This is a genomic window from Dyadobacter psychrophilus, from assembly GCF_900167945.1.
Classification (GTDB): domain Bacteria; phylum Bacteroidota; class Bacteroidia; order Cytophagales; family Spirosomataceae; genus Dyadobacter; species Dyadobacter psychrophilus.
Map to the genome: position 1 here is coordinate 1 of NZ_FUZA01000020.1, position 24,972 is coordinate 24,972.

The 24,972-nt window shown below is 44.1% G+C and carries 21 protein-coding genes; 14 read left to right on the forward strand and 7 right to left on the reverse strand.

The window, feature by feature from the left end; genetic code table 11:
* Positions 1–4: 4 nt before the first annotated feature.
* Complete coding sequence (locus tag B5X68_RS28165; RefSeq protein ID WP_082218113.1) at positions 5–271, reverse strand: transposase; 267 nt, start codon at positions 269–271, stop codon at positions 5–7.
* 300 nt (positions 272–571) lie between these two features.
* On the opposite strand from B5X68_RS28165, the gene B5X68_RS28170 reads away from it, so the two are divergent.
* Complete coding sequence (locus tag B5X68_RS28170) at positions 572–1,006, forward strand: VOC family protein (RefSeq protein WP_082218114.1); 435 nt, start codon at positions 572–574, stop codon at positions 1,004–1,006.
* Positions 1,007–1,091: 85 nt separating this feature from the next.
* Positions 1,092–1,553, forward strand: a complete 462-nt coding sequence (locus B5X68_RS28175; protein ID WP_082218115.1) for a VOC family protein — start codon at positions 1,092–1,094, stop codon at positions 1,551–1,553.
* Between the two features lie 135 nt (positions 1,554–1,688).
* On the opposite strand, the gene B5X68_RS28180 is transcribed toward B5X68_RS28175, so the two are convergent.
* From B5X68_RS28180 to B5X68_RS28190, 3 genes are read right to left on the reverse strand one after another with little or no spacing between them, the layout of a single operon-like run.
* Positions 1,689–4,175 carry a bifunctional YncE family protein/alkaline phosphatase family protein gene (locus tag B5X68_RS28180; RefSeq protein ID WP_082218116.1) on the reverse strand — a complete coding sequence of 829 codons (2,487 nt, stop codon included), beginning with the start codon at positions 4,173–4,175 and terminating at the stop codon, positions 1,689–1,691.
* 33 nt (positions 4,176–4,208) lie between these two features.
* Positions 4,209–6,230, reverse strand: a complete 2,022-nt coding sequence (locus B5X68_RS28185) for a TonB-dependent receptor plug domain-containing protein (RefSeq protein WP_082218117.1) — start codon at positions 6,228–6,230, stop codon at positions 4,209–4,211.
* A 12-nt stretch (positions 6,231–6,242) separates the two neighbouring features.
* The gene (locus B5X68_RS28190) at positions 6,243–7,286 is read right to left on the reverse strand and encodes a phosphatidylinositol-specific phospholipase C1-like protein (RefSeq protein ID WP_082218118.1); all 1,044 of its coding nucleotides are present in this window, start codon (positions 7,284–7,286) and stop codon (positions 6,243–6,245) included.
* Positions 7,287–7,472: 186 nt separating this feature from the next.
* Here B5X68_RS28190 and B5X68_RS28195 point away from each other — a divergent pair, with 186 nt between their 5' ends.
* Positions 7,473–10,556, forward strand: a complete 3,084-nt coding sequence (locus tag B5X68_RS28195) for a SusC/RagA family TonB-linked outer membrane protein (protein WP_082218119.1) — start codon at positions 7,473–7,475, stop codon at positions 10,554–10,556.
* 45 nt (positions 10,557–10,601) lie between these two features.
* Positions 10,602–12,350: a RagB/SusD family nutrient uptake outer membrane protein gene (locus B5X68_RS28200; protein WP_082218120.1), complete on the forward strand. Its 1,749-nt coding sequence runs from the start codon at positions 10,602–10,604 to the stop codon at positions 12,348–12,350.
* A 65-nt stretch (positions 12,351–12,415) separates the two neighbouring features.
* On the opposite strand, the gene B5X68_RS28205 is transcribed toward B5X68_RS28200, so the two are convergent.
* The gene (locus B5X68_RS28205) at positions 12,416–12,649 is read right to left on the reverse strand and encodes a hypothetical protein (RefSeq protein WP_082218121.1); all 234 of its coding nucleotides are present in this window, start codon (positions 12,647–12,649) and stop codon (positions 12,416–12,418) included.
* A 430-nt stretch (positions 12,650–13,079) separates the two neighbouring features.
* Here B5X68_RS28205 and B5X68_RS28210 point away from each other — a divergent pair, with 430 nt between their 5' ends.
* The 4 genes from B5X68_RS28210 (at position 13,080) to B5X68_RS29535 (ending at position 16,924) form a co-directional block, all read left to right on the forward strand.
* Positions 13,080–14,474, forward strand: a complete 1,395-nt coding sequence (locus B5X68_RS28210) for an alkaline phosphatase (protein ID WP_082218122.1) — start codon at positions 13,080–13,082, stop codon at positions 14,472–14,474.
* Between the two features lie 220 nt (positions 14,475–14,694).
* Positions 14,695–15,477 (forward strand): ThuA domain-containing protein, encoded by a 783-nt coding sequence (locus B5X68_RS28215; protein ID WP_170916762.1) that lies wholly within the window; start codon positions 14,695–14,697, stop codon positions 15,475–15,477.
* Positions 15,478–15,581: 104 nt separating this feature from the next.
* Positions 15,582–16,493, forward strand: coding sequence for a metallophosphoesterase family protein (locus B5X68_RS28220; RefSeq protein ID WP_082218124.1), 912 nt, complete (start codon positions 15,582–15,584; stop codon positions 16,491–16,493).
* An 89-nt stretch (positions 16,494–16,582) separates the two neighbouring features.
* Positions 16,583–16,924 (forward strand): DUF1801 domain-containing protein, encoded by a 342-nt coding sequence (locus B5X68_RS29535; RefSeq protein ID WP_082218125.1) that lies wholly within the window; start codon positions 16,583–16,585, stop codon positions 16,922–16,924.
* Positions 16,925–17,216: 292 nt separating this feature from the next.
* Here the strand turns inward: B5X68_RS29535 and B5X68_RS28230 are convergent, their stop codons facing one another.
* Positions 17,217–18,320 (reverse strand): WD40/YVTN/BNR-like repeat-containing protein, encoded by a 1,104-nt coding sequence (locus B5X68_RS28230; RefSeq protein ID WP_212568049.1) that lies wholly within the window; start codon positions 18,318–18,320, stop codon positions 17,217–17,219.
* 218 nt (positions 18,321–18,538) lie between these two features.
* On the opposite strand from B5X68_RS28230, the gene B5X68_RS28235 reads away from it, so the two are divergent.
* The 5 genes from B5X68_RS28235 (at position 18,539) to B5X68_RS28255 (ending at position 24,044) form a co-directional block, all read left to right on the forward strand.
* Complete coding sequence (locus tag B5X68_RS28235; RefSeq protein WP_082218127.1) at positions 18,539–19,162, forward strand: RNA polymerase sigma factor; 624 nt, start codon at positions 18,539–18,541, stop codon at positions 19,160–19,162.
* Positions 19,137–19,751 carry a hypothetical protein gene (locus tag B5X68_RS28240; protein WP_082218128.1) on the forward strand — a complete coding sequence of 205 codons (615 nt, stop codon included), beginning with the start codon at positions 19,137–19,139 and terminating at the stop codon, positions 19,749–19,751. The genes B5X68_RS28235 and B5X68_RS28240 overlap by 26 nt, the downstream gene beginning before the upstream one ends.
* Before the next feature lie 62 nt (positions 19,752–19,813).
* Positions 19,814–20,461, forward strand: coding sequence for an OmpH/Skp family outer membrane protein (locus B5X68_RS28245; RefSeq protein ID WP_082218129.1), 648 nt, complete (start codon positions 19,814–19,816; stop codon positions 20,459–20,461).
* 202 nt (positions 20,462–20,663) lie between these two features.
* Positions 20,664–23,051, forward strand: coding sequence for an ABC transporter permease (locus B5X68_RS28250; RefSeq protein WP_082218130.1), 2,388 nt, complete (start codon positions 20,664–20,666; stop codon positions 23,049–23,051).
* A gap of 144 nt (positions 23,052–23,195) precedes the next feature.
* Positions 23,196–24,044 carry a CHRD domain-containing protein gene (locus B5X68_RS28255; RefSeq protein WP_082218131.1) on the forward strand — a complete coding sequence of 283 codons (849 nt, stop codon included), beginning with the start codon at positions 23,196–23,198 and terminating at the stop codon, positions 24,042–24,044.
* A gap of 130 nt (positions 24,045–24,174) precedes the next feature.
* Here the strand turns inward: B5X68_RS28255 and B5X68_RS28260 are convergent, their stop codons facing one another.
* Positions 24,175–24,639: a hypothetical protein gene (locus tag B5X68_RS28260; protein ID WP_082218132.1), complete on the reverse strand. Its 465-nt coding sequence runs from the start codon at positions 24,637–24,639 to the stop codon at positions 24,175–24,177.
* Between the two features lie 62 nt (positions 24,640–24,701).
* Here B5X68_RS28260 and B5X68_RS28265 point away from each other — a divergent pair, with 62 nt between their 5' ends.
* Complete coding sequence (locus tag B5X68_RS28265) at positions 24,702–24,968, forward strand: transposase (RefSeq protein ID WP_082218113.1); 267 nt, start codon at positions 24,702–24,704, stop codon at positions 24,966–24,968.
* The last annotated feature ends 4 nt before the right edge of the window (positions 24,969–24,972 follow it).

The following is a 24,972-nucleotide window of genomic DNA, read 5'->3' on the forward strand; positions in this document are numbered from 1 at the left end:
GGCTTTAAAGCTTTTTTTCGATGATTTCTCTTGCAAGTCTGTGATCAAGCGCTAATTCCGCATACATGTGTTTAAGCCGACGATTCTCCTCCTTCAGTGCTTTCAATTCAGAAAGCTCCGAAGCCCCCATACCGCTATACTTTTTGCGCCAATTGTACAATGTCGCTTTTGATACGCCATTTTCACGGGCCACGTCGGCCGCTAGTTTGCCCGAATCCAAATCTTTGAGGATTTTGACGATCTGTGTTTCTGTGAATGTTTTTCCCTTCATAGCGGATTAAAATTAGAAAATTAGTCTAATTCATCACTGCTCTATTTTTGGGGAAGCGTACAAAACCGCAAGGGAAGTTTTGCTTAGTAGCGTCGCCTTCGCAAAAGCAAAATATTATCATCGGTCTGCTTTATTATTACACTCAAAAAAGTATCTATGGCTACAGTTGGATATAGAACCATTGATCATGTCCATTTTGTCTCAAATGCCCCTTCTACATGTCAGATACGGGGGAGGTCAACGTAAAGTAGTTCTTTTAACTTTGTAAGAAACAAAGAGACAATCTAAACACTTAATTCAATGGCAAAGCAAATCTTTATTAATCTGGCAGTAAAAGACGTTAACAAGTCAATGGAATTTTACACCAAAATGGGATTCAGCAATAACCCGCAATTTTCTGACGAATCAGGAAAGTGTATGGTTTGGAGCGAGGATATATTTTTAATGTTATTGTCACACGAAAAATTTGAATCCTTTGCCACCAAACCAATTGCAGATACCAAATCAGGTGTTGCCGGCCTATTTTCCCTGTCGGTAGATAGTCTGGATGAAGTGAACAGGATTACCGAAGCAGCACTTAGTGCCGGAGGCATTGAACCCAACGAAATAAGGGATTACGGATTCATGCAACAGCGTACAATTGAAGATTTCGACGGGCATACCTGGGAAGTGTTTTATATGGATATGTCAAAATTTCCCACGGAGCAGCCGGCGGCACAAAACGAACAGAATTAACAAAGCGGATTGCACTTACAGATTTGACTGTTTTGCACTCATGGCTAAGTTTTCCTGTCACTAAAAAGACTAAACTAAAAATACTATGCAAAAGATAATTCCTAACCTCTGGTTTGATGGTAATGCTCAGGAAGCGGCAGAATACTATTTATCGATTTTCTCTGACGGTAAAATAATCAACACTACTTACTACCCTTTGACAGAAGCTGAGGGGCTTGCTGATTTTCAAAAAAACCTTGCGGGTGAGGTACTTACAGTTGAATTTGAGATTTTAGGAATGCGGTTTATTGGTATCAATGCCGGTCCGGAATTTAAGTTCGATGAAGCTGTTTCATTTATGATTCCCTGCAAGGACCAGGCAGAAATCGACTACTACTGGAATACGCTTACAGCTAATGGTGGAGAAGAGAGCGTCTGTGGATGGCTTAAAGACAAGTATGGACTAAGCTGGCAGGTATGCCCCGAAAACTGGGAAGAACTCAGCAAAAGGCCGGGAGCATTTAAAAAGATGATGGGCATGAAAAAGCTGATTATTGCTGAATTTTAAGAGGCAATTTATTATTGTGACTAAGACAGGCTCGTAAATTCACAGACCAGTATAGTATAGAAAAGTATTTTCCACTGAAAACATCGTTTAAAATGAAAGAGGCACCTTCGGGTACCTCTTTCATTTTATTTCTGATTAATCTTTGTCCTCCTCGTCCTCATCTTCTTTTTCCAGCCTTACAAAAGCGCCCCGGCGCGGCGCGGGCATAATGCTGTTTTCACCACGCACCGTTTGCCACACAATCCGGCTGAATATAAGGTCGTCGATGGCATCAGGCACGGAAAGGTCGAACTGATCGGATTCTCGCGAGTTGGAATTCACCGCCACATTTTTCTCTTCTAAGTCAACACCCGCTTCTTTGGAAATAAAACCTGCGGGGTTAGTTGTCTTGTTAAAGCACCTCCACATCGGCGTGGCAGCAGCGTCATATTGACTCATGGGTTTTATGCCCAGGATCAGCTCCATTGTACGGAGCATTCCCGAGGTGGAATACATGGTATGGTCTACAAAACCTCTTTTTACAAAACCTCCCGCAACAAAAGCAATGGAGCGGTGCGCATCAACATGGTCAGGTCCGTTTTGAGCGTCATCTTCCAGGATAAATACCACCGATTCGTTCCAGACCTTACTTTTGGAAAGGTGTTCAACAAAACGTCCTACGGCCAGGTCATTGTCAGCCACAGCCGCAAATGGCGTTGGTTTTCCGACGCTGGCGCCGGAAGTGTGGTCATTTCCAAACCGCAGTGTATTTAACCTCGGAAGTTTGCCAGCCGCCAGGAGTTCATCAAAGTCTTTTTCCCAGGCAGCTTCGCGGTCAATGTCCATATAACCAAGATTGTAGCCTTTGAATGTTGGGCAATAATTGCCTTCCAATGTTTTGATGTTTGCTTTTCCTTCGTCTGCAAACCAGCCATAGCTCCGGAAGGTCAGCCCCGCGCGCAGTGCATGGTCCCATATAAATCCGTCCCGTGGATGTGCGATATCCTTACTGCCTTCATAATCGTATGTTCCACCGCGACCGCCATAGCTTGTCACCCAGTTTTTTTCCACATAATCATTGGCGTATGCTGCGGACGACCAGTTATGTCCATCTGCGCTCACTTCGGCATCCACATAGAAATTGTCAAGCAAGACAAACTGGCGGGCCAGCGCGTGTTGGTTTGGCGTAACTTTTTCCGGAAACAGGCAAAGTGAAGCGTCGCCGTTTCCTTCTTTCATATCACCCAGGATCTGGTCATAAGTCCTGTTTTCCTTGATAATATAAAAAACATATTTAATCGGCGACTTGTCGCCTACTTTCATGGGGATTGGGTTTCCTATCTCACCTTCTGCATTCAATTCTTTGTTTTTGTTATACGGTGTATTGGTATAAACCACGCGTGAGTAAGCTGAAAGCGTCTCCGCCGACGGCGCATCAATAATCGACAAAGTGCCTTTGAACAAGCCACCGATGTACTGTTCTCTTCCTGTATAAGCCTGGGGGTTTGGCCCTATTTGCTGCGGGACTTTTGATAAGTTTGGGTTAGGGCCTTTTGGGTTTGCCTTGGAAGAAAAGCCTTTTCCATTGGTAACAAAAATCTTTGAACCGATCGTTTTTACAGCAGTCGGATACCAGCCGGTTGGTATAAAGCCAATGGAATGGCTGCGTCCTTTTGTTTCGACGTCAAATACAGCAAGGCAGTTATTGTCGGCATTGGCAATATAAAGTGTTTTCTCATCGTCACTCAGCGCCAAGCCATTTGGAGTAGTTCCAACTGGCGCGTCCGGGAATAGCGAAGTTGTTAAGGTTTCCGAAATCTGGCGTTTGGAAAGATCTATAAGCCCGACGGTATTGTCATTACCGTTGGCGACATATAAAAATTTGCCGTCTTTGGTCAAAAGCAGATCATTTGGATTCTTGTTCGTAGCGATTTCTGCCGTAAGTTTTTGTGTTTCTGTGTTTACGATCACTACCCGCGATCCGCCCCAAAGGGAAACATACAGTTCCTTTTTATCATTAGAAAGTAAACAGGTGTAAGCTGCTGCGCCAAGACTTAGTTTTCCGACGGTCTTTTTGGTTTGAGTATCACAAATGTAAAGTGAGCTATCTTCCTTGGTAACAACATATATCTTGTTCTGTGCGTCGTCGACAGAAATCCCGGTAGGCGAAATTTTAACCGGCCAGGGTTTGCCGAGGATGATCGGCTCTGCCGGAACCAGCTGCTGATTTTCAATTTTGAATACTAAAATCTTATTATCGTTTCCGCCAGAAGCATAGATGGTTTTTTCATCCTGACTGAATGCCAGACCCAGGTATGACTTTGCCACTCTGGCTGAATCCAGGATCTTTTCCGAAGCAGCATCAATTAAAATAATGCTCTGCGTGCTTTGCCCATTGTTGGTCACAGCCAGATATTTCTTTGACGGAGAAACCACCAGATTCAAAGGTAAGTCATCCAGATCCAAACTTCTGCCAACCGGCGTAAGTGACCACCCATTTGGTAAATTAATCCGCTTGGATGAAAGCGCTTTAACGATGGCCGACTCCTGGCGACCAGCCGACGAGCCGACATTTTTCTTACACCCGTAGGTGAGAACACCGCAGAGCAGCAAGTAAAGTCCAAGTTTCAAAAATTTTGTCATGGTGAGTTATTAGTATTGTTGGATAATGTATTATTAAAACTTTCCTGTTAATGTCAGCCAAAGGCTCCGGCCCACTCCATTAATTCCAGAGCCGTGCGTTCGGTAATCTTTATTGGTAAGATTCTGAGCGACAGCATTTACTGCAAAATGTTTTACCTCAAAACCAGCCATCACATTCATAACTGCCCAGCCAGGCGTGCCTCCCTTGGGAATGCGGTTGTCTCCCGCATCTCCGGCTGCCAGCCGCGTTTGCTTTTGGGCAAACCAGGCTTCCGGACGTAAATACCATTGGCTCCTACGATATTCAAGCCCGAATCTTCCATTCAAAGGAGGAATGCGGCGGACCGGCTCATTTTTGGTAATATTTTTACCAAAATTATAAGCGCCGGAGCCATAGATTTTCCAATATTCGCTGAACACATATTCCAAATCTATTTCTGCTCCCCGAATGTAGGCGCGCTCCACGTTTTCTTTCCTGTATACATCAATTCCATCGATTTTCTGTCCGGCAACCTGCACCCTTGTAATCAGGTTTCGCAGGTTGTTTTGAAATAATGCCGCGCTCATTGCGAAGCCTTCGGACCGAAATTTATAGCCTGCTTCAAAGTTGTAGGATGTCTCAGGTTTGAGATCGTAGGCGGGCAGTTCATACCTAAAATCAACGATCCCAAGCGTTCCCATGTCATCGATATTGGGTGCCCTGAAACCGGAGTGAAAAGATGTGTAAAAATTGGAATGGTTGTGAAGCAAATATGAAATCGAAGCATTTCCAACCAGAGCCGTTGGCTTAACGGACACATTACCCAGCACTTCATCTGCAACTTTTATACGAAAACCGTTAAAACGGCCACCGAACGAGAACCGCCAATCATCAATCTTTAATTGATGAAGCGAGTAAACCGCGTAATTGAGATATTTACTGTCATCAGGATAAAGACCGCGGCTAGCGACCGGGCCGGCACCGTCAACCTGATCAATCTTATCGCTTTCAACCTGATCGCTATAAATTTCAATTCCAGAACTAGCGTTCCAGAATTTGGCAATATTGGATTGAACATTGAATATCACGCCTGATGTCTGCACTTTGTCCGTTTCTGTTCGCAGGCTGCTGCTCCCCTTTTTCCGGCTGAGCCGACCTTCGTTGGTCGATTGCCACGATCCGGTCAGCGATATTTCCGAAGCCCATTTACTGGTGGTTTTACCATTTAATTTGAAATAGGTCAAAGAACGCTTTTGCGGATTAAACTCATTCAAAGCGAAATTTTCAAGCTTATAGCGATAATAAAGCGGTACGTGTTTTTGAGAAATCGCTTGATGGGCAAGCGTGAGCGTCCACGAATCGCTTAGGGCGAAAAGCAATTTTGCATCAAAAGACCGGTCCTTGTAGCCACTTGGAGATTGTTTGCCCGTAGTGTCCCCTCCTATCAAATCCCCAAAATTCCGGATACTTACGCCGGCAGAGAATGCAACACGCGATCGGGAGAGTTCCACGCCTGCCCGTAATGTTTTCTCCATATCGCCGGTCGCATACCGCGCAACTGCTTTGCCATGAACAGCCGGTTTTTCAGAAAATGCAGGATTTGAAGTAAATAACTGGAGTGTTCCGCCCAATGCATCAGAGCCGTATGTGACTGAACCGCCGCCGCGAAGGACTTCTATTTTATCGATCGTGAAGGGGTCAACCGTGTTCAGGTATTGATTTGGACCATAGCGGAATGTGCTGTTATTAAGCCGGATTCCGTCAATAAGCATTAATGTTTGGTTACCTGTCAGACCACGCAAAAACAGCGATCCGGCTCCATGCGTAGTCTTTTGAACAAACACACCGGTCGATCCCATTAAGGCCTCCGGGGTTGTTCGTGGCTGATAGGTCTGCAAAGTTCTGGCAGATATTACGGATACCGAGCCCGCTGTTTCCAGCGTCTTGTTTTGCGCCCTATTCGCAGTAACATTTACCTGATTGAGCAGTTCGGTACGAAGGGAATCACGCTCCTGAGCAAAGCCAGACAGCGTGGATGACAGCATGAAAAAGCAGCAGCAATAGAGTACCCTCATAGGTTAATGCGTTCAAAACACAGGATTCTTCCTGAAATAGGTGCTGCCTTCAAAACTCACAGAATAATCAGAATCGAAATGGGTGCTTTTCTGATAGTAATCTGTGGTAATAATCTGCGCGCCTGATTGGCAAGCCGCATTGAATGTAGATTTGTCGTTCCTTCTTGCTTCGCGTGTATCCGAGTCCGCGCGGGTACGGATGAGGTAGCATTTTTTTACCAGGCCCGGAATTTCGGAAGCTTTGGCATTATTTCTGATCAGAAAAGCGGCTTCCGGTGTTCCTGGCAATGCGTTGGCAAACATGGTCCTGCCGCGAAGCGAAGGATGCCCGGCGATGTACATATCTCGCTTGCTGCCCGAATCGTCCAGTACAAACAAAAATTTTCCTTTTGCTTCTTTCAATGTTGGCCAGTTATCATGTAACACAGCGCTTTCGAGGGATTCAAACTTGCCCCTTACCTGATCGGGTGTAAGGATGTGCCTTTCGCCCAGATGTTCTAGCAGGATTTCGTCTAGGTTGTCAAAATCTTTGGCGGTAATGCCTTCCGTCTTGCCATCGGTGGCAATTTTGCCTTTCACTTCAAGGGTAATGTATACCGGCGTGTGATCAGGATGCGCATCTGACCAGGCTTTCAGGCCTTGGAGACAATCGATTAGCGTAAAATAGTGAGTCCGGAAATCAAGGTCGGGCACATGCAGCACCTTGAAGCCGGGTTGTTTCATTTTACCATGCGGATCGTATGGTTTCTGACCGGCGACCATTTCAAGCCCTTTTGGGTTCGCGTATTTTCCGCCTTTCTCATCGGGATAAACATCGATTTCAAGGTTGCGCAGGCCAAGGTCAAGCTGCGCGGTAATGGGAATGTGCTCATAGTCGAGCGAGCTTGCCGCAGCGGAATCTTTTTTTGTAAATGCTTTAAACAGCAACGGGTCTATGGCTTGTTTATAGCTGTTATGAGAGCCGACTACCTGCGTTTTATTGATTTTTAAATGATCATCCGTTTGTGCAAAAACGGAAAAACAGCTGGCAAGCAACAGACCTAGTAGCGCTTTCATTGGTGATGGTTTTGTATGAGGCAAAGGTAGGGCGGACAGAAAAGACTACCGTATTAAGTTTTTGTTACCAGCAGAAGATGCATCCGAAGGTAACATTTTGTTAACGGAATGGTAACGCGAGTTAACGGCCATTCTACCTGCCCGAAAGTAATTTTGACCCTTGATCAAAAGTAAAAAACCAAATCTATGCTTTCAAAATTACGTCTATCAAAGCTCGCATGTCTCTGTGCATGTTTGCCTTGGGCTGTACTTAGTATTAACCCGGCCCAGGCACTCCCTGTGCGTATCAATACGAAGCTTTCGTTTCAGGCAGAGAAGTCTTTTTCAGATGCTGGGTCTGTTGCACAGTCCATTTCGGGTTCGGTTACAGATGAAGCCGGGGCGCCGCTGCCGGGTGCCACGGTTGTCGTTAAAGGAACAACAAGAGGCACATCGACCAACGCCGAAGGGAAATTTGTGATAGAGGCCGATGCCAATGCCGTTCTGGAAGTTTCTTTTATTGGCTATGCTGCAAAACAAGTTCCGCTTAACGGACAATCGTCAATCATTATCCAATTAGCCCAGGACCTGGCGCAATTGAATGAGGTTGTTGTGGTTGGTTACGGTACACAGAAAAGGTCGGACATTACCGGCGCTATTTCTTCCATTAGCAGTGAAAGTTTTAACAGGGGCGTCGTGACGAACCCGGGCGAACTGCTGCAAGGTAAACTGGCCGGTGTTTCCATTGCCGCCAATAGCGGTGAACCCGGTGCTGCGCAGGACATTATCATCAGGGGTATCGGTAGCTTGCGCTCCGGAACGCAGCCGCTGTATGTGGTCGACGGATTTTTGCTGGACAATTCCAACACCGGCGTTCCCACTAATCCACTCAACTTCATTAACCCTAATGACATCGAGAGCATTGATGTGTTGAAAGATGCCAGTGCGACAGCTGTTTATGGGTCCAGGGCATCCAACGGGGTTGTGGTAATTACTACAAAAAAAGGAAAAGGGAAACCGCAGCTGACATTGTCTGCATCCACGGCGATCTCGTCGATGGCTAATAAAATAAAAGTTTTCGATGCCGACGCTTTCCGCAGGGAGGTTGTAGCCACAGGCGGGACTTTGCAAGATTTTGGAGCAAATACGAACTGGCAGGATGAACTTTCGCAGACAGGTGTATCAAGCAACCTCAACTTATCGATGAGCGGAGCCAATAGCGAAAGTTTTTCTTATTTCACTTCCGTGGGTTATCAGGATCAGGAGGGGATTTTGAAAAACAGCAGGCTGAAACGCTATTCGGGAAAATTGAATTTAAACCAGAAGGCATTTGACGGCCGCTTAAATATTGATTACAATTTAACGGCTTCCCGCACGGAAAATTTACGCCCGGATATCACTTCTACCATGAGTGACATGCTTAGTTTGAATCCCACGATTCCTCCTTTAACAGATGGCGTCCCTACTTTGTTGAACACGAATGCATTAAACCCGCTTGCCCGGTATAATTTGTTCAGCGACAAGGCGATTAACCACCGTATTCTGGCAAATATTTCACCCTCAGTGGAAATTATCGAGGGCCTTACATACAAGTTGAATTTCGGTGTAGATTATTCTACGACAACCCGGAATCAGCAGTATAAGCCGTTTCCTGCGGTCATCAATGAATCCGATGTTTCCAATGGTGTGCTTGACAATGCAATAAGTGGAAATACGAATCAACTTGTTGAGAATACGCTGACATATAACTGGGTTCGTGAGAACCATAATGTTACGCTCCTGGCGGGTCACTCTTTCCAAAAGTTTTTGGATGAGACCAGAATAACGACTTACCGTGGCTTTGCAACCAACAATATCGAGCCTATTTATCAGGATCACACAAGCACAACAGCATTTCCGACGGCAGTCAACGCGGAAGCGCTGAAAAATGAGCTGCAATCTTTCTTTGGAAGGGTAAACTATATCTATGCTGATAAATACATGTTCACCGGTACGTTCCGCGCCGATGGATCTTCCAAGTTCGGACAGAACAACAAATACGGTTATTTCCCTTCATTCGCCTTGGGATGGAACATCAGCAAGGAAGATTTCATGAGTAGTTCTGCTTTTAACAACCTGAAATTACGGGCTAGCTGGGGAAGAACCGGTAACCAGGAAATTCCTTCCAAGATCACAAAGGCGAGCTATCTGGAGCAGCGTTTACAAACAGGAACCGGGAGCGTAAGCACTTATCCGATCGATACCGACGCTACTGCACTGGAAGGTTTTCCGTACGGGATTATTTTTACGAGATTGGCCAATCCTAATTTGAAATGGGAAGTATCCACACAGGTGGATTTAGGTATTGACTTTGCGCTGTTCAAATCCAGAGTGACTGGTACGCTGGATTATTTCAACAAACAATCTTCGAATATCCTTCTGGAAGTTGTTCCCTCCGATCCGGTCCAACCCACTTCAACTTACTGGAACAATATCCCGGATATGAAGATCCAGAACAACGGTGTCGAGCTTACATTGAATTACAGCAGCGATCAGAAGCGTGACTTCTCCTACAATATCGGAGGTAACTTCACCTACATTCAGAATAAAGTTAAGAAGTCTCCTTATGCTGTGTTAGCCACTGGCGCAGCGCAGGGCGCCGGCCAATCCGGGGCGACTATTAACGGCTACATTAATAATCAACCGCTGGGCGCATTTTATATGTATCAGTTTGACGGAATAAATCCGGATAATGGTCAAAACGCATTCAGAGATACAAACGGTGATGGGGCGATATTAGATAATGACCGTGTTGTGGTCGGCAGCGCTATTCCGAAAATCATTTATGGATATAACCTGAATCTAAAATACAAGTCTTTTGATCTGGGTTTGAATTTTAACGGTGTAGCCGGCAATAAGGTTTACAACCACACGACTATGACGTTGTTCAGCAGGGCATTATTGGCCAAATCCAACAATACAACTGATTTTGCCACGCAATACCCAAATGAGGCGTTGAGCAATGCCAATGTTGTATCTACCCGATATCTGGAAAATGGCTCTTTCATGCGATTGAATAATGCTACTCTTGCTTACAATCTGAACCTGACAGGAACCAAGCTGGCGAACGCCATTCAACGTGCCAGTCTTACATTAACCGGTCAGAATTTGTTTGTTGTCAGCAGTTATTCAGGTTTTGATCCCGAAGTGAATACGGGATCGGCTTCCGGCGGCATTCAGACATTTGGGATCGACCGCTTTACTTATCCAAGAGCAAGAACTTTCCTGCTTGGTTTGAATGTGACATTTTAATAAAACAAAAACGATTAGCTACGATTCGTTGAAAATCAAATCATAATGAAAAATACAGGATTTTATAGAGCGTTGACGGCAGTGGGATTTCTGCTGGCCTTTATTGGTTGTACCAATTTGGAGGAGGATATTCTTGACGAATCGCTTACAGGAACGGGCCAGGCCCAACTTGTAAGCGGCTCCATAGCCCCGGTTTACGGCCTTCTCCGCTCCGGTGTATGGCTGCATACAAACCAATTCGGACTGCAAGAGGTCGCTTCTGATGAAGGTATCCTTCCTTACCGAGGCGGCACCGACTGGTATGATGGTGGTAAGTTCATCGCAGTTCACCAGCACCTGATGACCCCAAGTAATGGGCTCGTAGGCGATACATGGACGCAAATTACGCTTACTTTGTCAAGAGCGGTTATTGCTGCGGAACGGTTAAACGAAGCAGGTAAAGCCGGTAATGCAGGTGCGCAGGCAGGTTACTATGAAATGGTTGCCATGAAGGCGTACCTCAATATGCTGGCACTGGACAACTGGGGCCTGGTTTTCAAAAAAGAGCTTTCCAGTGAGGTGTCTCAGGTCCTCAGAGGCCAGGAAGCAATTACTTATCTCGAAAGCGAGCTGTTAACGGTGGTTGACCTAATCCGTAAGGAAAATGATCCGGGCAGGTTAAACCAAAATGCAGTGAAGGCATTGCTGGCGCGTCTATATTTGAATGCGGCCGTCTATCGTAATCCGTATGGTAAGCCTGAGTTCAGTAAGGAGGATATGGATAAGGTGATTAAATATACCAATGAGATTATTGCCGGACCCTATGCCCTGTCTCCTGAATACTTCGATCTGTTCAGCGACGAGAACCATACTAATAAAGAGCTCATTTTTGCACTCGACCAGCGGGGGGTTTTGGAAACAGACCAACAGCGTTGGGCGTACTGGTCGATTTCCGGTGACCAGATCCCAAGACCGGAGTTCCCAAACACGCGCGGAACAGATGCAGTCGCAGCAACGCCCGACTTTTATCAAACCTGGGTGGATGCCAATGGCAATGTAGATCCAGCCGACGCTGATGCACGTTTTTTCAAGAAAAATACGATTGTTCCTGAAAACTTGAAAAATTTAACGGGCGTTACGCCTTTGAATGATGCCGAGCATTATTATTCCGTAGATGCCACGAAATTTGAAATGGACAGAGGGATTTTGCGCGGAATTATCTGGGGTCCCAGAAAAGACGGAAGCGGTAATATTTTAAAATCTGCCGACGGCAAAGTAAGGATATATCCGGTGATCAACAAAAGAACCAGCGGAGCCAACCTGACTTATGTAAACCATGTACTCAATGTAGATTTTACAGGCCCGGGCAGCTTGCATAACACCGGCTACCGGTTTTCAAAGTATCAGTTTAGCCATACCGGTAACAATTGCTGCAGTTACAGCAGTGTCGACCTGGTATTGATTCGGCTCGGAGAAATTTACCTGATGCGTGCCGAAGCGAAGCTGAGAAATGGCGACAATGCAGGTGCTCTGGCTGATATCAATACATTAAGGACTTCAAGAAATGCCCGGCCAGCCCAGACTCCAAAAGCGCTGACTAAAATTGACCTGGACATCCTATTCCGTGAGTCGGGATTTGAATTGTATTGGGAAGCTTTCAGAAGAAATTATCAGATCCGTTTTGGAAAATATGAAGGCACCTGGACAGGAAAAACGGATAAGAGCGTCGACAAGCGACTATTCCCAATCCCTCAGCGAGCCATCGACGGAGCTTCCGCCGACGAAGGATTTTTGGTACAAAATCAAGGATATTAATTCCACCCAAAATGAAAATGAGGCTGCTCCGAATCGGGCAGCCTCATTTTTTTTAACATTCAAAATTAATGTGTTGTTGAACCTTTTTTAAGCGCCTCATTTATTTTGTCATTCAATTCAATGAAAGCTTCTGGCCACAAAGGCTGGATTTGGAAAAAGCTTTGCTTTTTTACAACCAGAAGTTGACTATAAATGGCTACCAGCGACCCCCTCATTTTATCTGTAACTCCCGAATTTAAAAAGTAGCCCGGCCCTTCTTGCTCGCAGGTTTGCTCTTGCTCCTGTATCTGATCGTCCATAATGTTTTAGCTTTATATGTTTATAACAAGGCTGATGAAATTGTTATTTGCTTGAATTCTGAAACGGCCTGCTCAAATTGCTGATCAGATATGCCAATAGCCTGCATTGCGAAGATTTTCTCATAAATCATATCTGCCACTGTGTGGTGGCAAGGGCAAATTTACACAGAAGCTCCCAGGCAAACCACAGGTTAACAATATGATAAATTTGCATTTGTAGCATCGCGAGAATTAAGCGTTCAGGTAAGCGATTTATCACTGATCGTATGCAGGATATTCATTTATCATCAAAGGGTCAATCACGGCATTGGCAAAGAAACGCTACATGGATAACACTTTCTTCACATGCGCACCAACACCTTAACCTGACGTTAATACAAGCTCGATTATTTTTGCAGTATGTTTAAAATGTACACTTATTAAGCCTCAAATGAACAGAAGGGACTTTTTTACAAATGGTTCGGCCGGGCTTCTTGCCGGGCATATGACACTTTTTGGAGAGCGGCGTGATGAGAAAGCGTTTTCAAAACGAAAACAAAGTGCTAAAAACATCATTTTCATGGTCAGTGACGGCATGAGTACCGGAACTTTGAATATGGCAGACCTGCTCATGAACCGAAAAGAAGGGCGCATGTGCAGCTGGATGAAGCTTTATGCAGAACAAACCGGGCGCCGGGCGTTCATGGAAACATCTTCCTTCAATGCACTCGTAACAGATTCTGCAGCTGGAAGTTCGGCATGGGGAGGAGGCAAAAAAGTTCCAAATGGAAATTTGAATGTAAATGCTGACGGGAGTTTCAATAAACCGATTTTGCAAAAATTCAAGGAAGCTGGAAAATCCGTGGGCTGTGTTACCTCCGTAACGATCACACATGCCACTCCGGCTGGATTTTGCATCAATAATAAGTCTCGTGGAGATGAATCAGAAATTGCCTCCCAATATCTGGATTTGAAATTTGATGTGATGATGGGTGGCGGCGCCGAATTTTTTCTGGCAGAAAAACGCAAAGATAAGACGGACCTTTTTGCCGCTTACGAACAGGCAGGATACACTGTGGCACGCACCCGCGATGCGATGCTTGGCCTAGAAAATACGCAAAAACCCATCATGGGTGTGTATTGCGAAGGCGCCCTTCCTTACGCACTCGACACATTCCAAAATGCCAATCTTCAAGAAACAATCCCGACGCTAGCGGAAATGACGCGCAAAACGCTTGATCTGCTATCCAAAAATCAGAAGGGATTTGCGGTTCAGATCGAAGGAGGGAAAGTCGACTGGGCAGCACATTCAAATGACGCAGGCGGTTTGCTATATGACCAGATTGCATTTGACCAGGCCATTCAGGTAGCACTGGATTTTGCTGCGAGAGACAAGGAAACGCTCGTGATCATTACGACGGATCATGGAAATGCAAATCCCGGACTTTTTGGAGGGGACCGGCAGTTTGATTTGCTGCAAAACTTCAAGCATACCAACAATTGGATCCTGGGTGAGCTGGATACTAAACCAACAACGGCACAACTTATCGAGCGCATCGAATTCGCACAAGGTTATGCCATCAAACAATCCGAAGCCGAGAAAATCCTGGCCCGATTCGGAAACAAAAATGAAGCCGGCCTTTACATTGCCAATAAACCGCTCTTCCGGGAATTGGCCAGCATTCAGACGCATTATACAGGAATTGGCTGGGCCGGAATGGATCATTCAGCAGACTATGTGGAACTGGCGATGTTCGGGCCGGGTAGTGAAACGCTCAAACCGTTTGTCAAAAATACTGAGCTGCACAATTTTATGCTTGACATGACCGCAGTAGCAAAGGCGTGATCGGCTTCATGTAAAATTCACTGTTCTTACCTATGATCCCATTTATAGAAAGACTTTTAAACAGGCTTTTGCCGGAGAAGCAAAAAGCGGCCATTGCGCAGACAGCGCGTTTACCTTCGTAGAATTATCAAATAATGCACTAGTCATGGCAGCACCTGGGCCCAATAATTCTCGGAAACTCTTTGACTGGCCCGTATGCCTTACACTTCTGTTTTGCCTGTTGGCATTGGCCATTGCGTGTTATACTTTTCGGAGTTCAGGGATTTTTTCTTCCAAATCACTGTTCGCACAAACTGGTGATCTCTCTATTCATTTACCGAAAAGTCACGGTGGCATTTTAATTTTCAGTAAAACCAATGGCTTTCGACATCATTCAATTGAGCCGGCAATAGCGGCAATCACAAAGGAATGTGCCAACAAAGGCTGGCAAGTCTTCTCGACTGAAAATGCTGCTTATATAGACTCAACACATTTGCGCCGCTTCAAGGTTGTTGTCTTCCTTTCGACGACAGGAAAAATACTTAACAATCGCCAAAAGATTGCTTTTGAGAAATATATTGAAAATGGCGGCGGCTTTGCAGGAATCCATTCGGCTTCCGATACTGAGCACCATTGGCAATGGTATCGTTATTTGCTTGGAACCTTGTTTCGCGATCATACTTTTTTGCCTCATACGCCCCAAGCCGAGCTTGTAACGGAAAACATTGAGCATCCCATAAATCAAGGGCTGCCAAAAAAATGGCACAAAGCCGATGAATGGTATAGTTTTCAAAATAATATACGCGGCAAACCCGGGTTCCAGGTATTATTAAGTCTGAATGAAAACTCATACAACTCGATTTGGCGCAAAATGAGCGGTGATCACCCCATTTCATGGACGCATCAATTGCGTCATGGAAGAATGTTTTACACCGCGTTAGGTCATAACGCGCAAACTTTCAGTGACCCGAATGCAATGCGGCACATCCTTGGCGGGATCGGCTGGGCAGGACAATTGCCATGAGTAAATGCTTGGCAGGTGATTGAATATTCTCGATTTGATAACCCACCAATAATATAGGGTTCACATTTAAAAAACATATTTGCGAAGCACACATATAATGCTCCATGCAACGAAGAAACCTCTTGAAAACGCTTGGAATGGCCGTTGGCGGATATTCTATCTCTACCGGTTCCAGTGCTTTCTCCCCGACCCCAAAACGCGTATTGCGCATCGCTCATCTGACAGACATTCATGTTCAGCCCCATCTGTGGGCGGCCAGAGGATTTGCAAAATGTCTCCAACACCTCCAAAATTTAGAGGTCAAGCCTGACCTGATCCTCAATACCGGTGACTCAGTGATGGGGTCCAGCGGCATCTCAAAGGATAAGGCAGCCAGGGAATGGGAGCTTTACAACAAAGTGCTAACGTCTGAAAATAGCACACCTATGGTTTCCTGCATTGGCAACCACGATATATGGTGCCCACCGACAGCCTCATTTTCTGACGGGAAAAAGTGGGCGATGGATGAATCAAAAATAGCGAAATCTTACAGCAGCTTTGATAAAAACGGATGGCATATTATACTGCTGGATAGCATTCATTGCAGACCGGAGGGAAAAGGCTATTTTGCCAGGCTTGATGAAGCACAAATGGATTGGTTAAGAGAAGATTTAAATAACACACCCTCGAATACACCCATTTTGGTTGCCTCACACATTCCAATCTTATCTGCAAGTGTGTTCTTTGACGGCGATAATCTGAAAGATAACCAATGGGTCGTTCCCGGTAGTTGGATGCACACTGATTCCGCACAAATTGTCAAATTATTCAACCGTCATGATAACGTAAAACTAGCCGTAAGCGGCCACATCCATCTTTTGGACCGCGTTATGTATAATGACGTTGCCTACTGCTGCAATGGCGCGGTTTCCGGCAACTATTGGATGGGAAAATACAAGCAAACCAGTCCCGGATATGCCATCATTGATCTTTTTGATGATGGGTCTTTTTTAAATGAGTATGTCAAATATCATTAGTAAACAATGGCAGTTTACTACTTGATTGACTATCTATTAAATTATTGTTACTCTTAAAGATCCCTTCTCATTTTGATTCAAAAGCTACCATGATTCGTGCCATCGATGATTTTTTTTATTCCAAGTCAGAGCCTGTCAACGGTTGCCTTAATGCATTGCGCGCATTCATTTTAAAGTTCAGTCCGGATATAAATGAGGTCTGGCGATATAGTATGCCGTTTTATAACAATCATGGAAAAAGAGTTTGTTATATATGGATTAATAAAAAGACTGGCTGGCCCTATCTGGGAATCGTTCAAGGAAATCTAGTAAATCATCCTGATTTGATCGCCGAAAACCGTTCAAAAATGAAGATCCTGCCGATTGATCCTTGCATAGACCTACCGGTGAATACGATCACTGAAATATTGAATTTGGCTCTAAGTATTTAGGACCGGTGGGAACTGGCGGTTTAAGCGGCTTCGGGATGAAGCGTACGCGCCAAAGAATACCATACATACCGCTATGTTTGGATAAGTTTAATGCGGACCGGCCCTTTTATATCCTTAACGTTTCCATCCATTCCATCCTTAAAATGCATTTTGGCTGGGAAAGTAACTGCCTTCGTGATACCTTCAATGGTCATGTTCCCTGTAACTTTGGATATCACCAAACAGCATACGCAACCTTGGTAATGATCAGTTTATAATCAGCAATACACATTGTTTCTGAGTTTGGAGTTTTTCAACACCCTTTATTTGGCATGACATACATCACGTTGCCAGAAACAGATAAATTGAAGCCATAATTTTCTACGGCAGGAAGTAATAGTTTTTTCCATGTTTGGCCCATATCAGAAGACCGAAATATACCATCTGAGCGGCCACATATTAAATATTTACCCATTTGTTTGATTGATAAAATCTCCGGCAAAGATTTAAGTAGGCCTATTTCTTTCATTAATAAACTACTCCGGGAAGGTTGAAGCTCTTCGCCTATGGCATTCCAGGTTTTTCCACTATCCATTGAAATGTGTATGCTGTTTGTTTGAGTTGTCGGGTTGTTTACTATGGCAGCAAATCCTCCATCAATACGTTCCACAGCGATGCCAAGCCCCCCTTCACTAATCACACGGTCCCAATTTAGACCATCATCGGTCGATCTTAATATCCCATCTTTGCTGGTAGTCAGGAGTACACCGTTTGACTCTACCAATTTCATTCTGCCGTTTCCAACATGCAGTTGCTTCCACGTTTTTCCATTGTTAGTGGATCTAAAAAGACTGTTGTTGGAGCCAATGAGAACTGTGCCCCGGGCAGTTTCAAAAACGGTGCGTACTTCTCTCTCTTTATAAGTCTTGTACATCCAATCTATCGTGCTGTCTAAGCGTACGGCTTGCTCTTGAAAACTCGTATACATGGGCGACCAATCACTCGTTCCGTTTATTTTTTTTAGAAATTGCCCCCTGATATTATACGCAAGTATCCCATTCTTGCCAGGGACAATGTTACGTTGATCGCCAGGGAAAATCTCTTTCGTCCAGAAAGCTGTTGTTGCATTTGGCTCACTGTGATAAACCCCATTTCCAGCACGTAAATAAAGCCCACGGTCATTTGTAAAGAAACCATTTCCCCGTATACCTTCTCTATGCAATTTTTCAGGCAGCCCTTTGCTGATGTCCTGCCAGGTTTGTCCGCCATCAATAGATTTAAAGATGATGTTGACAATCTCCGCTGATTTGCCCTCTTTCACCGATTTCTTTTTTGCTTCCTTTTCTTTTGGCACAAAAGCATTCAGTAGAAATAATACCAGGACGATAGCTGGAATACACACAAATAATTTTTTCATGTTTTTTAATTTAAAGTAAAACCACATTAACAAGTAATTAGCGGAAAGCGGCATCGGGGTGAAAAATTATGGCCAGTAACGAAGTAGCTTCATAATTCGCTTTAAATAGCTATTATTTTTCAACGAGATCGCAATGTGTAACCAAGCCGTCGGAGGTCAGATGGGTTACTGACCACCCGTTGCCTAAATAGGTGTCAGTGCTACCCCATTAAAAAAAAATGTTCCATCAGGCAACCTTTTGTGCTCCCGGATTCTTCTTACCAAGAGAACATTCGCAAGCGACATTGATTACGCTCTCCATTATTCATCAAGCTCAGCAAAGAGACGTCTGTTCGCAGCGGAAGCTTTTTGATGCCTATGGGAAAGTACTGCACCGTACTGCAAGAAGATACCTTTCCGATAAGGGAAAAGTGGAAGACAGCGTATCGAATGCTATTTTTATTATGCTTGAAAAGATGGGTCGGTGCGAATTTGAATCGGTGGGAACCTTTGAAAGCTGGATAAAAAGGATCGTTGTTAACGAGTGCCTTGCTATCATAAAAAGGGGAAAACCTTTTAAAATGTTGGAGGAGCTTGAAGTGGAAAGTTACCAACTCGACGAAATTATCATTGATAACCTGACTGCGGAGAGTATCATGGAAGTTATCGCTGGGTTGCCCGTTGGATACCGAACAGTGTTTAACCTGTATGAGATTGAAGGTTACTCGCATTCTGAAATATCCGACATGTTAGGAATCAGCCTGGGCACATCAAAATCACAGCTTAGCAAAGCGAAAGTAATGCTGCAAAAAAGGATAATCGACTTAGATCCAAGTTATGAAAAGCGAAGACTTGTCTTATAAGATCAGAGAGCTAACCGATACTTCTGTTGAAGCCGACCTGGATTGGGATTCCGACAAGTTCTGGAATCTCTACCTGGCACGGAAACGAAGGAGGAAAAGATTGGTTTTGCTTTCTTATTCCATAGCAGCAATGGTAATTTTTGCGGTGGCATATATCGTTTTTACGGCCGATAGCATTAATCGATATAATGATATCAATTCCCGAGTAAGCAGTATTCCCAAAGTTAAAAAGCCTGTCCCCGTAAGCAAAAGTGAAGCATCCTACCTTGTATTCTCTAACTCAAAGCCACAAAAACCGATAGCAGCACAAGCAAGGGTTTTTATCAGGAAGCCTGTTAAGTTGTCACATAATAGATCTAATGACCATGAACGGTTTGTCCAACAAAGCACGCCTGTTATGGAAAAAGGAAATGATGAGCTTCCTTCCCTGCTACAAATGTTTGAGCAGGCCCAACAGGAAAGGGAACTACGCAACCTGCGTGTTCAACTGGAAAATCAAGCAAACTATAATAGTTTCTGGCTTACTGTAAATCAGCACTTAATAGCTAATAAGCTTAATAACGATCCGCTGCATTACGCGCGTTATTGATGCTTCAATTAATTAACCTGGTGATCCGAGACAGGCTTTAGTTCTAATAAAAATTCACTTATATGACCCATTTGACAAAGATAGGCCTACTTGCTGGGCTGATTTCCATCCATTTCCAAGCTTCAAGCCAAGTAACAGGGACTGCCAATTTTCCAAAAATAGGTTATACAAATGTCGATGTGGTAATGGCTAGGTTACCCGAAAGTAAAGCCATGCAGAATCAACTGGAAATTACTAAGAGCCAGCTTGAAAAAGCAATCGATGAATCCATAAAGGAATTTCAAGGAAAAGCTGATAATTATCAGAAAACAGCCAGTCAAATGACAGATCTTATTCGGGCAGATAAAGAAAAGGAATTGGAAAACTTACAAACACGTATTCAGGAAATGCGCAGTAAAGCGCAGTACTCACTACAAGATAAGCAGCAGCAGCTTATGGCCCCCATTCAAACAAAAGTTAACGCTGCTATTCAACAGGTTGGTAAAGAGAATGCTTACGCTTATATCATTAACATGGATGGCGGCGAAGGAACAGTGCCTTTCATATTATTTGCATCTGCTGAAGAAAATAATGTTACAAATTTGATATTGGAGAAACTGGGCGTGAATCCAGGCCAGCCAGAAGCACCTGTAAAATCCGAGCAGTCAGGTCCTATTCCTACCACAGCTAATCCCAAACCGCTTCCAGCAAATAAAAACAGTAAGCAGTAAGGCGTTTGCGGAATTGCCCTGATCTATAAAACATAAAGCGGACACTTGTATGTCCGCTTCTGAACATCAACTATTATGAAAGTAGCCCAAAGGAGGACATCAGGCTACTTTCTAATATCCGGTATGCTAATTGTAATTTTGTAAAATGCCATTAATGTTTACCTAGCCTTTCAGAGTGATCTACACCAGATTTTATTAAATTATGTTCTCAAATTATTTTAAGATTGCTTTTCGGGTACTTTGGAGGAATAAGATCTATGTGATGCTCAACGTCGCAGGATTAGGTTTTGCCATAGCTTGCTGCATTCTCGCTTACCTTAATTACAATTACCGCGAAAAGTATGATCAAAACCATACAAATGCAGGAAACATTTACCGGCTAAACAGCGAGCGGACGGTAGATGGATCAAAGCAGACCTGGGGCGTTGTGCCTTTGCCATTGGCGCAGAGTATGCAAAAAGACTTTGCCGGTCCAGAGCGACTTGCTCGGGTAAGCAGTGCTTCCGTTATTGTTAAGCATAATGATGCAAGTTTTGACGAACGCATTCATTATACCGACAAGGCGTTATTTGACTTCTTTAATTTCCCATTGAAATATGGAAACCTATCTGGCTTTGAGAAAGCGGACCAGGTAATAATAAGCCAATCCCTGGCAGAAAAATATTTCCCAAAAAGGATGCCTGTTGGCCAGTCCCTTACGCTGATAGGGGCCGATGGGAACAACAAAGTTTATAGGGTGGCCGCTGTAACACAGAAAATCCCTGAAAATTCAAGCATTCATTTCGATATAATTACCACATTTGAAAACGGTTTTGCCAATGGAAAGGTACAGGCTGATGATTGGTCTAATGCTACGCGTATTACAACATTTGTACAATTGGAAAATGAGCAAGCGGCCCGCCTGGTCATCTCCAATCTGATGCCGTTACTGGCGCCCCATAACAACAACCATAAAGATTGGCTGCTGGAAGGTTTTTCATTACAGCCGTTTTCGAGCTTGGCAACAAGTTCAGACATCGACATGCCGGGTTACGTATATGGAAGCCAGTTAAATTCCAACCCGCGGGGCGTTCTTGTGATCGTCCCTGTGATTATGTCCATCTTTATTCTGATTATAACTTGCTTCAATTTTACAAATGTTTCCATCGCATTCGCCAGCGGCAGGTTGAAAGAAATTGGCATTCGAAAAGTGATCGGGGGTTTAAGGAAGGAACTGATCTGGCAATTTTTAACAGAAAACATCATTCTTTGCCTTCTGGCGTCAACATTGGGCTTATTATTTGTTAGTCAGCTTACACCTACCATGATTGCGCTCACCGGGATTGACCTTTCGCCTGATCTCAGTAAAGATTTTGGGTTTTGGATCTTCCTGATCCTGGTTCCAGTTGTCAGTGCCATTTGTTCCGGGTTGTATCCGGCGCTGTATGTCAGTTCGTTTCAGCCTGTACGTATTCTCAAAGGGAAAACATCACTTGGTTCATCCAACCGTTTCACAAGATTTCTGCTCCTTGCCCAGTTTAGTTTGTCATGTTTTGCATTGGTAGTCGGCATTGTCATGACCCAGAATGCAGCTTTCCAGCAAAAGGCCGATTACGGATATGCGATCAACGAAGTTGCGGTTGTCCAAGTCAGCAATGCGCTGCAATACAGTGCGTTGAGCCAGGCGATTCAATCTAATCCTGAAATAAAAAGTGTGGGTGGTAGTACGCAGCAAATCAGTGACGGCACCTATACACAAACTGCAAAAACAAAGCTAGGCGAAGTCCAAGCTCAAATTGCGCAAGTGGGAGGACAACAATATTTAAAAACGATGGGAATAAGCTTAGTGGATGGACGTCAATTTCATGACGGTGAAGCCGATGCGGATGTGTCAATACTGGTTAATCAAACCTTCGTTGAACGGTCCGGACTCAGCCAGCCGCTCGGCCAGCAAGTTACTCTTGACAGTGCCCGTTACACCATTATTGGCGTGGTTAATGATTACAAGGAATTTGGGTTACACGACATTGTTCCGCCTTGTATATTGCGCCTGGCAAAACCAGAAGATTATAAATATGTGGTCGTGCGGGCAGATAAAGACAAATTACCCGGGGTCACTAAGTATCTGCAGTCAACCTGGCACAAAGTCGCTCCCAATGTGCCCTACCGTGCGTTTTTGCAATCCGATCTGATTGAAAAAGAGCTGCGGATGACGCAGGCCTTCAAATCCATATCGTTTTTCCTGGCCATTGTAACATTTCTTCTTTCCGCGTCCGGCTTGTTTGCCCAAATCTCCCTAAACATCGACAAACGCAGTAAAGAAATCGGAATGCGCAAGGTTCTGGGTGCTTCGGTGCTGCAAATAATCGGGTCCGTCAACCGTCGATTTGTGCGTATCTTATCACTTGCGTTTGTAGTTGGCTCTGTTTTCGGCTACTTGTTTACCAATAAATTTATCTTCCAATTTATTTTCAAATACCATCCCGATGCCGGTCCAGGGCCTTATGTGATCACATTTCTGAGCGTCATGCTTTGCTGCGCTCTGATTATCGGATCAAAAGTCTATAATGCTGCCACGGCAAATCCAATAGAAAGGCTGCGAGCTGACTAGTAGGGATTTTGAGCGGTTTTTTGACAGGCTGGTTATTTATTAGAAAAGGCAATATTGAGACGCCAAAATTCTAGTTTTATGTCATCATTAATCTTAACTTTATGACAATCCTATTGAATATCATAACTAAACTAAGAAGAACTGATGAAAAAAAATTTATCAAAATTATTGCCGCTACTGTTACTGCTGACAGTATTTTCAGGCTGTGAAGATCATAATTTACCAAGCGATGTGATCGAACAAAAGGGATTACTTTTGAGCCCTGAACAGGAATTCCCTGTAAAGGATAGCGAGGCTTATGGTTGGGCTGATGTGTCCTATAACAAGACTACGAAGCTTCTTAGTTATACGATTAGCTGGTATAACCTATCTGGTTTGCCCACAGGAGCGCACATGCATGGTACTGCATTGCGTGGCGCTAATGCAGGCATTAAACACGATTTCTTTGCATTAATCCCTAAGACAACAACAGGTACTTACTCTGGTAGTGTGCTGGTAGACGGCACTGCCATCAATGAGACGGATTTGTTGAATGGCCTATATTATTTCAATTTTCATACACCTCTTAACCCCGGGGGCGAGATCAGAGGCCAGATAGAGTTTTACAATCAGCCGCATATTATCAGCAAAAAAGGTTTGTCCATTGATGTAATGCAAGAAGTGCCTGCTAAAAATACCCTTGCAATGGGCACAGCAGATGTCTCTTACAATAAGAATACAAAAGTGCTCAGCTATTATCTCACCTGGAAAAACCTGACTAGCATCCCAACCGGAGCGCACATTCACGGAACAGCTGCCAGAGGCACAAATGCTCCTATTAAGCATGATTTTTTCTCTCTAATTCCGAAGAAACTTGAAGGGGAATATTCTGGGTCGGTTTTGGTTGACGGAACCGCCATTAATGAAACTGACTTACTGAATGGCATGTATTATTTCAATATCCATAACATCATCTATCCAGGTGGAGAAATCCGTGGACAAATTGAATTCTAAAAACGGATAATTTATGAAAGTCGAAGGTCACTGAATTCCTGGCATCGCTTTAAATATATGCATCAGAATATTCCAGTGCCCTTCGATCTACTTTGCCAGATCTGGAAAAGGATTTTTTTCTACAATGTGCTCAACGGCGATGGCGAAGCATTGACAGCATTTCGCCAATAGGAAGCTCTCGAGCTGTATAATGAAGGCTGAGCTCTTTACTGGCATTCGTCTTTTCTAAATCCAGAAGCTCTTTCACTGGTATTGTCATGTTTAAATCCGATCCGGTAGCATCTGCAAATGTCCATTTTTTAACGGCATTGCCTGTCTCATCTTTGATGATAATGCTTCTCGCAGTACCCGCGCCACCTTTTATGGTGCAATGTGTATAATTAATGTGCAACTGGTCGTCTTCCTTCGCCTCACTCAGTTGTAGTACCCTTAAATTTAAAGGTTGGTTAACCGATTGCTTTAAGACGAGTTTATCATTTAAATAGATTGCAAAACTGTCCAATCCGAACTTCATCGTGAAACTAAATGCGAAGGCGCATAGTGTAATCAGCGTAAATAGCTTTATAAACGTCTGATGGAATTTGATTTGTCTCATTGTACGCTTCCCCAAAAATAGAGCAGTGATGAATTAGACTAATTTTCTAATTTTAATCCGCTATGAAGGGAAAAACATTCACAGAAACACAGATCGTCAAAATCCTCAAAGATTTGGATTCGGGCAAACTAGCGGCCGACGTGGCCCGTGAAAATGGCGTATCAAAAGCGACATTGTACAATTGGCGCAAAAAGTATAGCGGTATGGGGGCTTCGGAGCTTTCTGAATTGAAAGCACTGAAGGAGGAGAATCGTCGGCTTAAACACATGTATGCGGAATTAGCGCTTGATCACAGACTTGCAAGAGAAATCATCGAAAAAAAGCTTTAAAGCC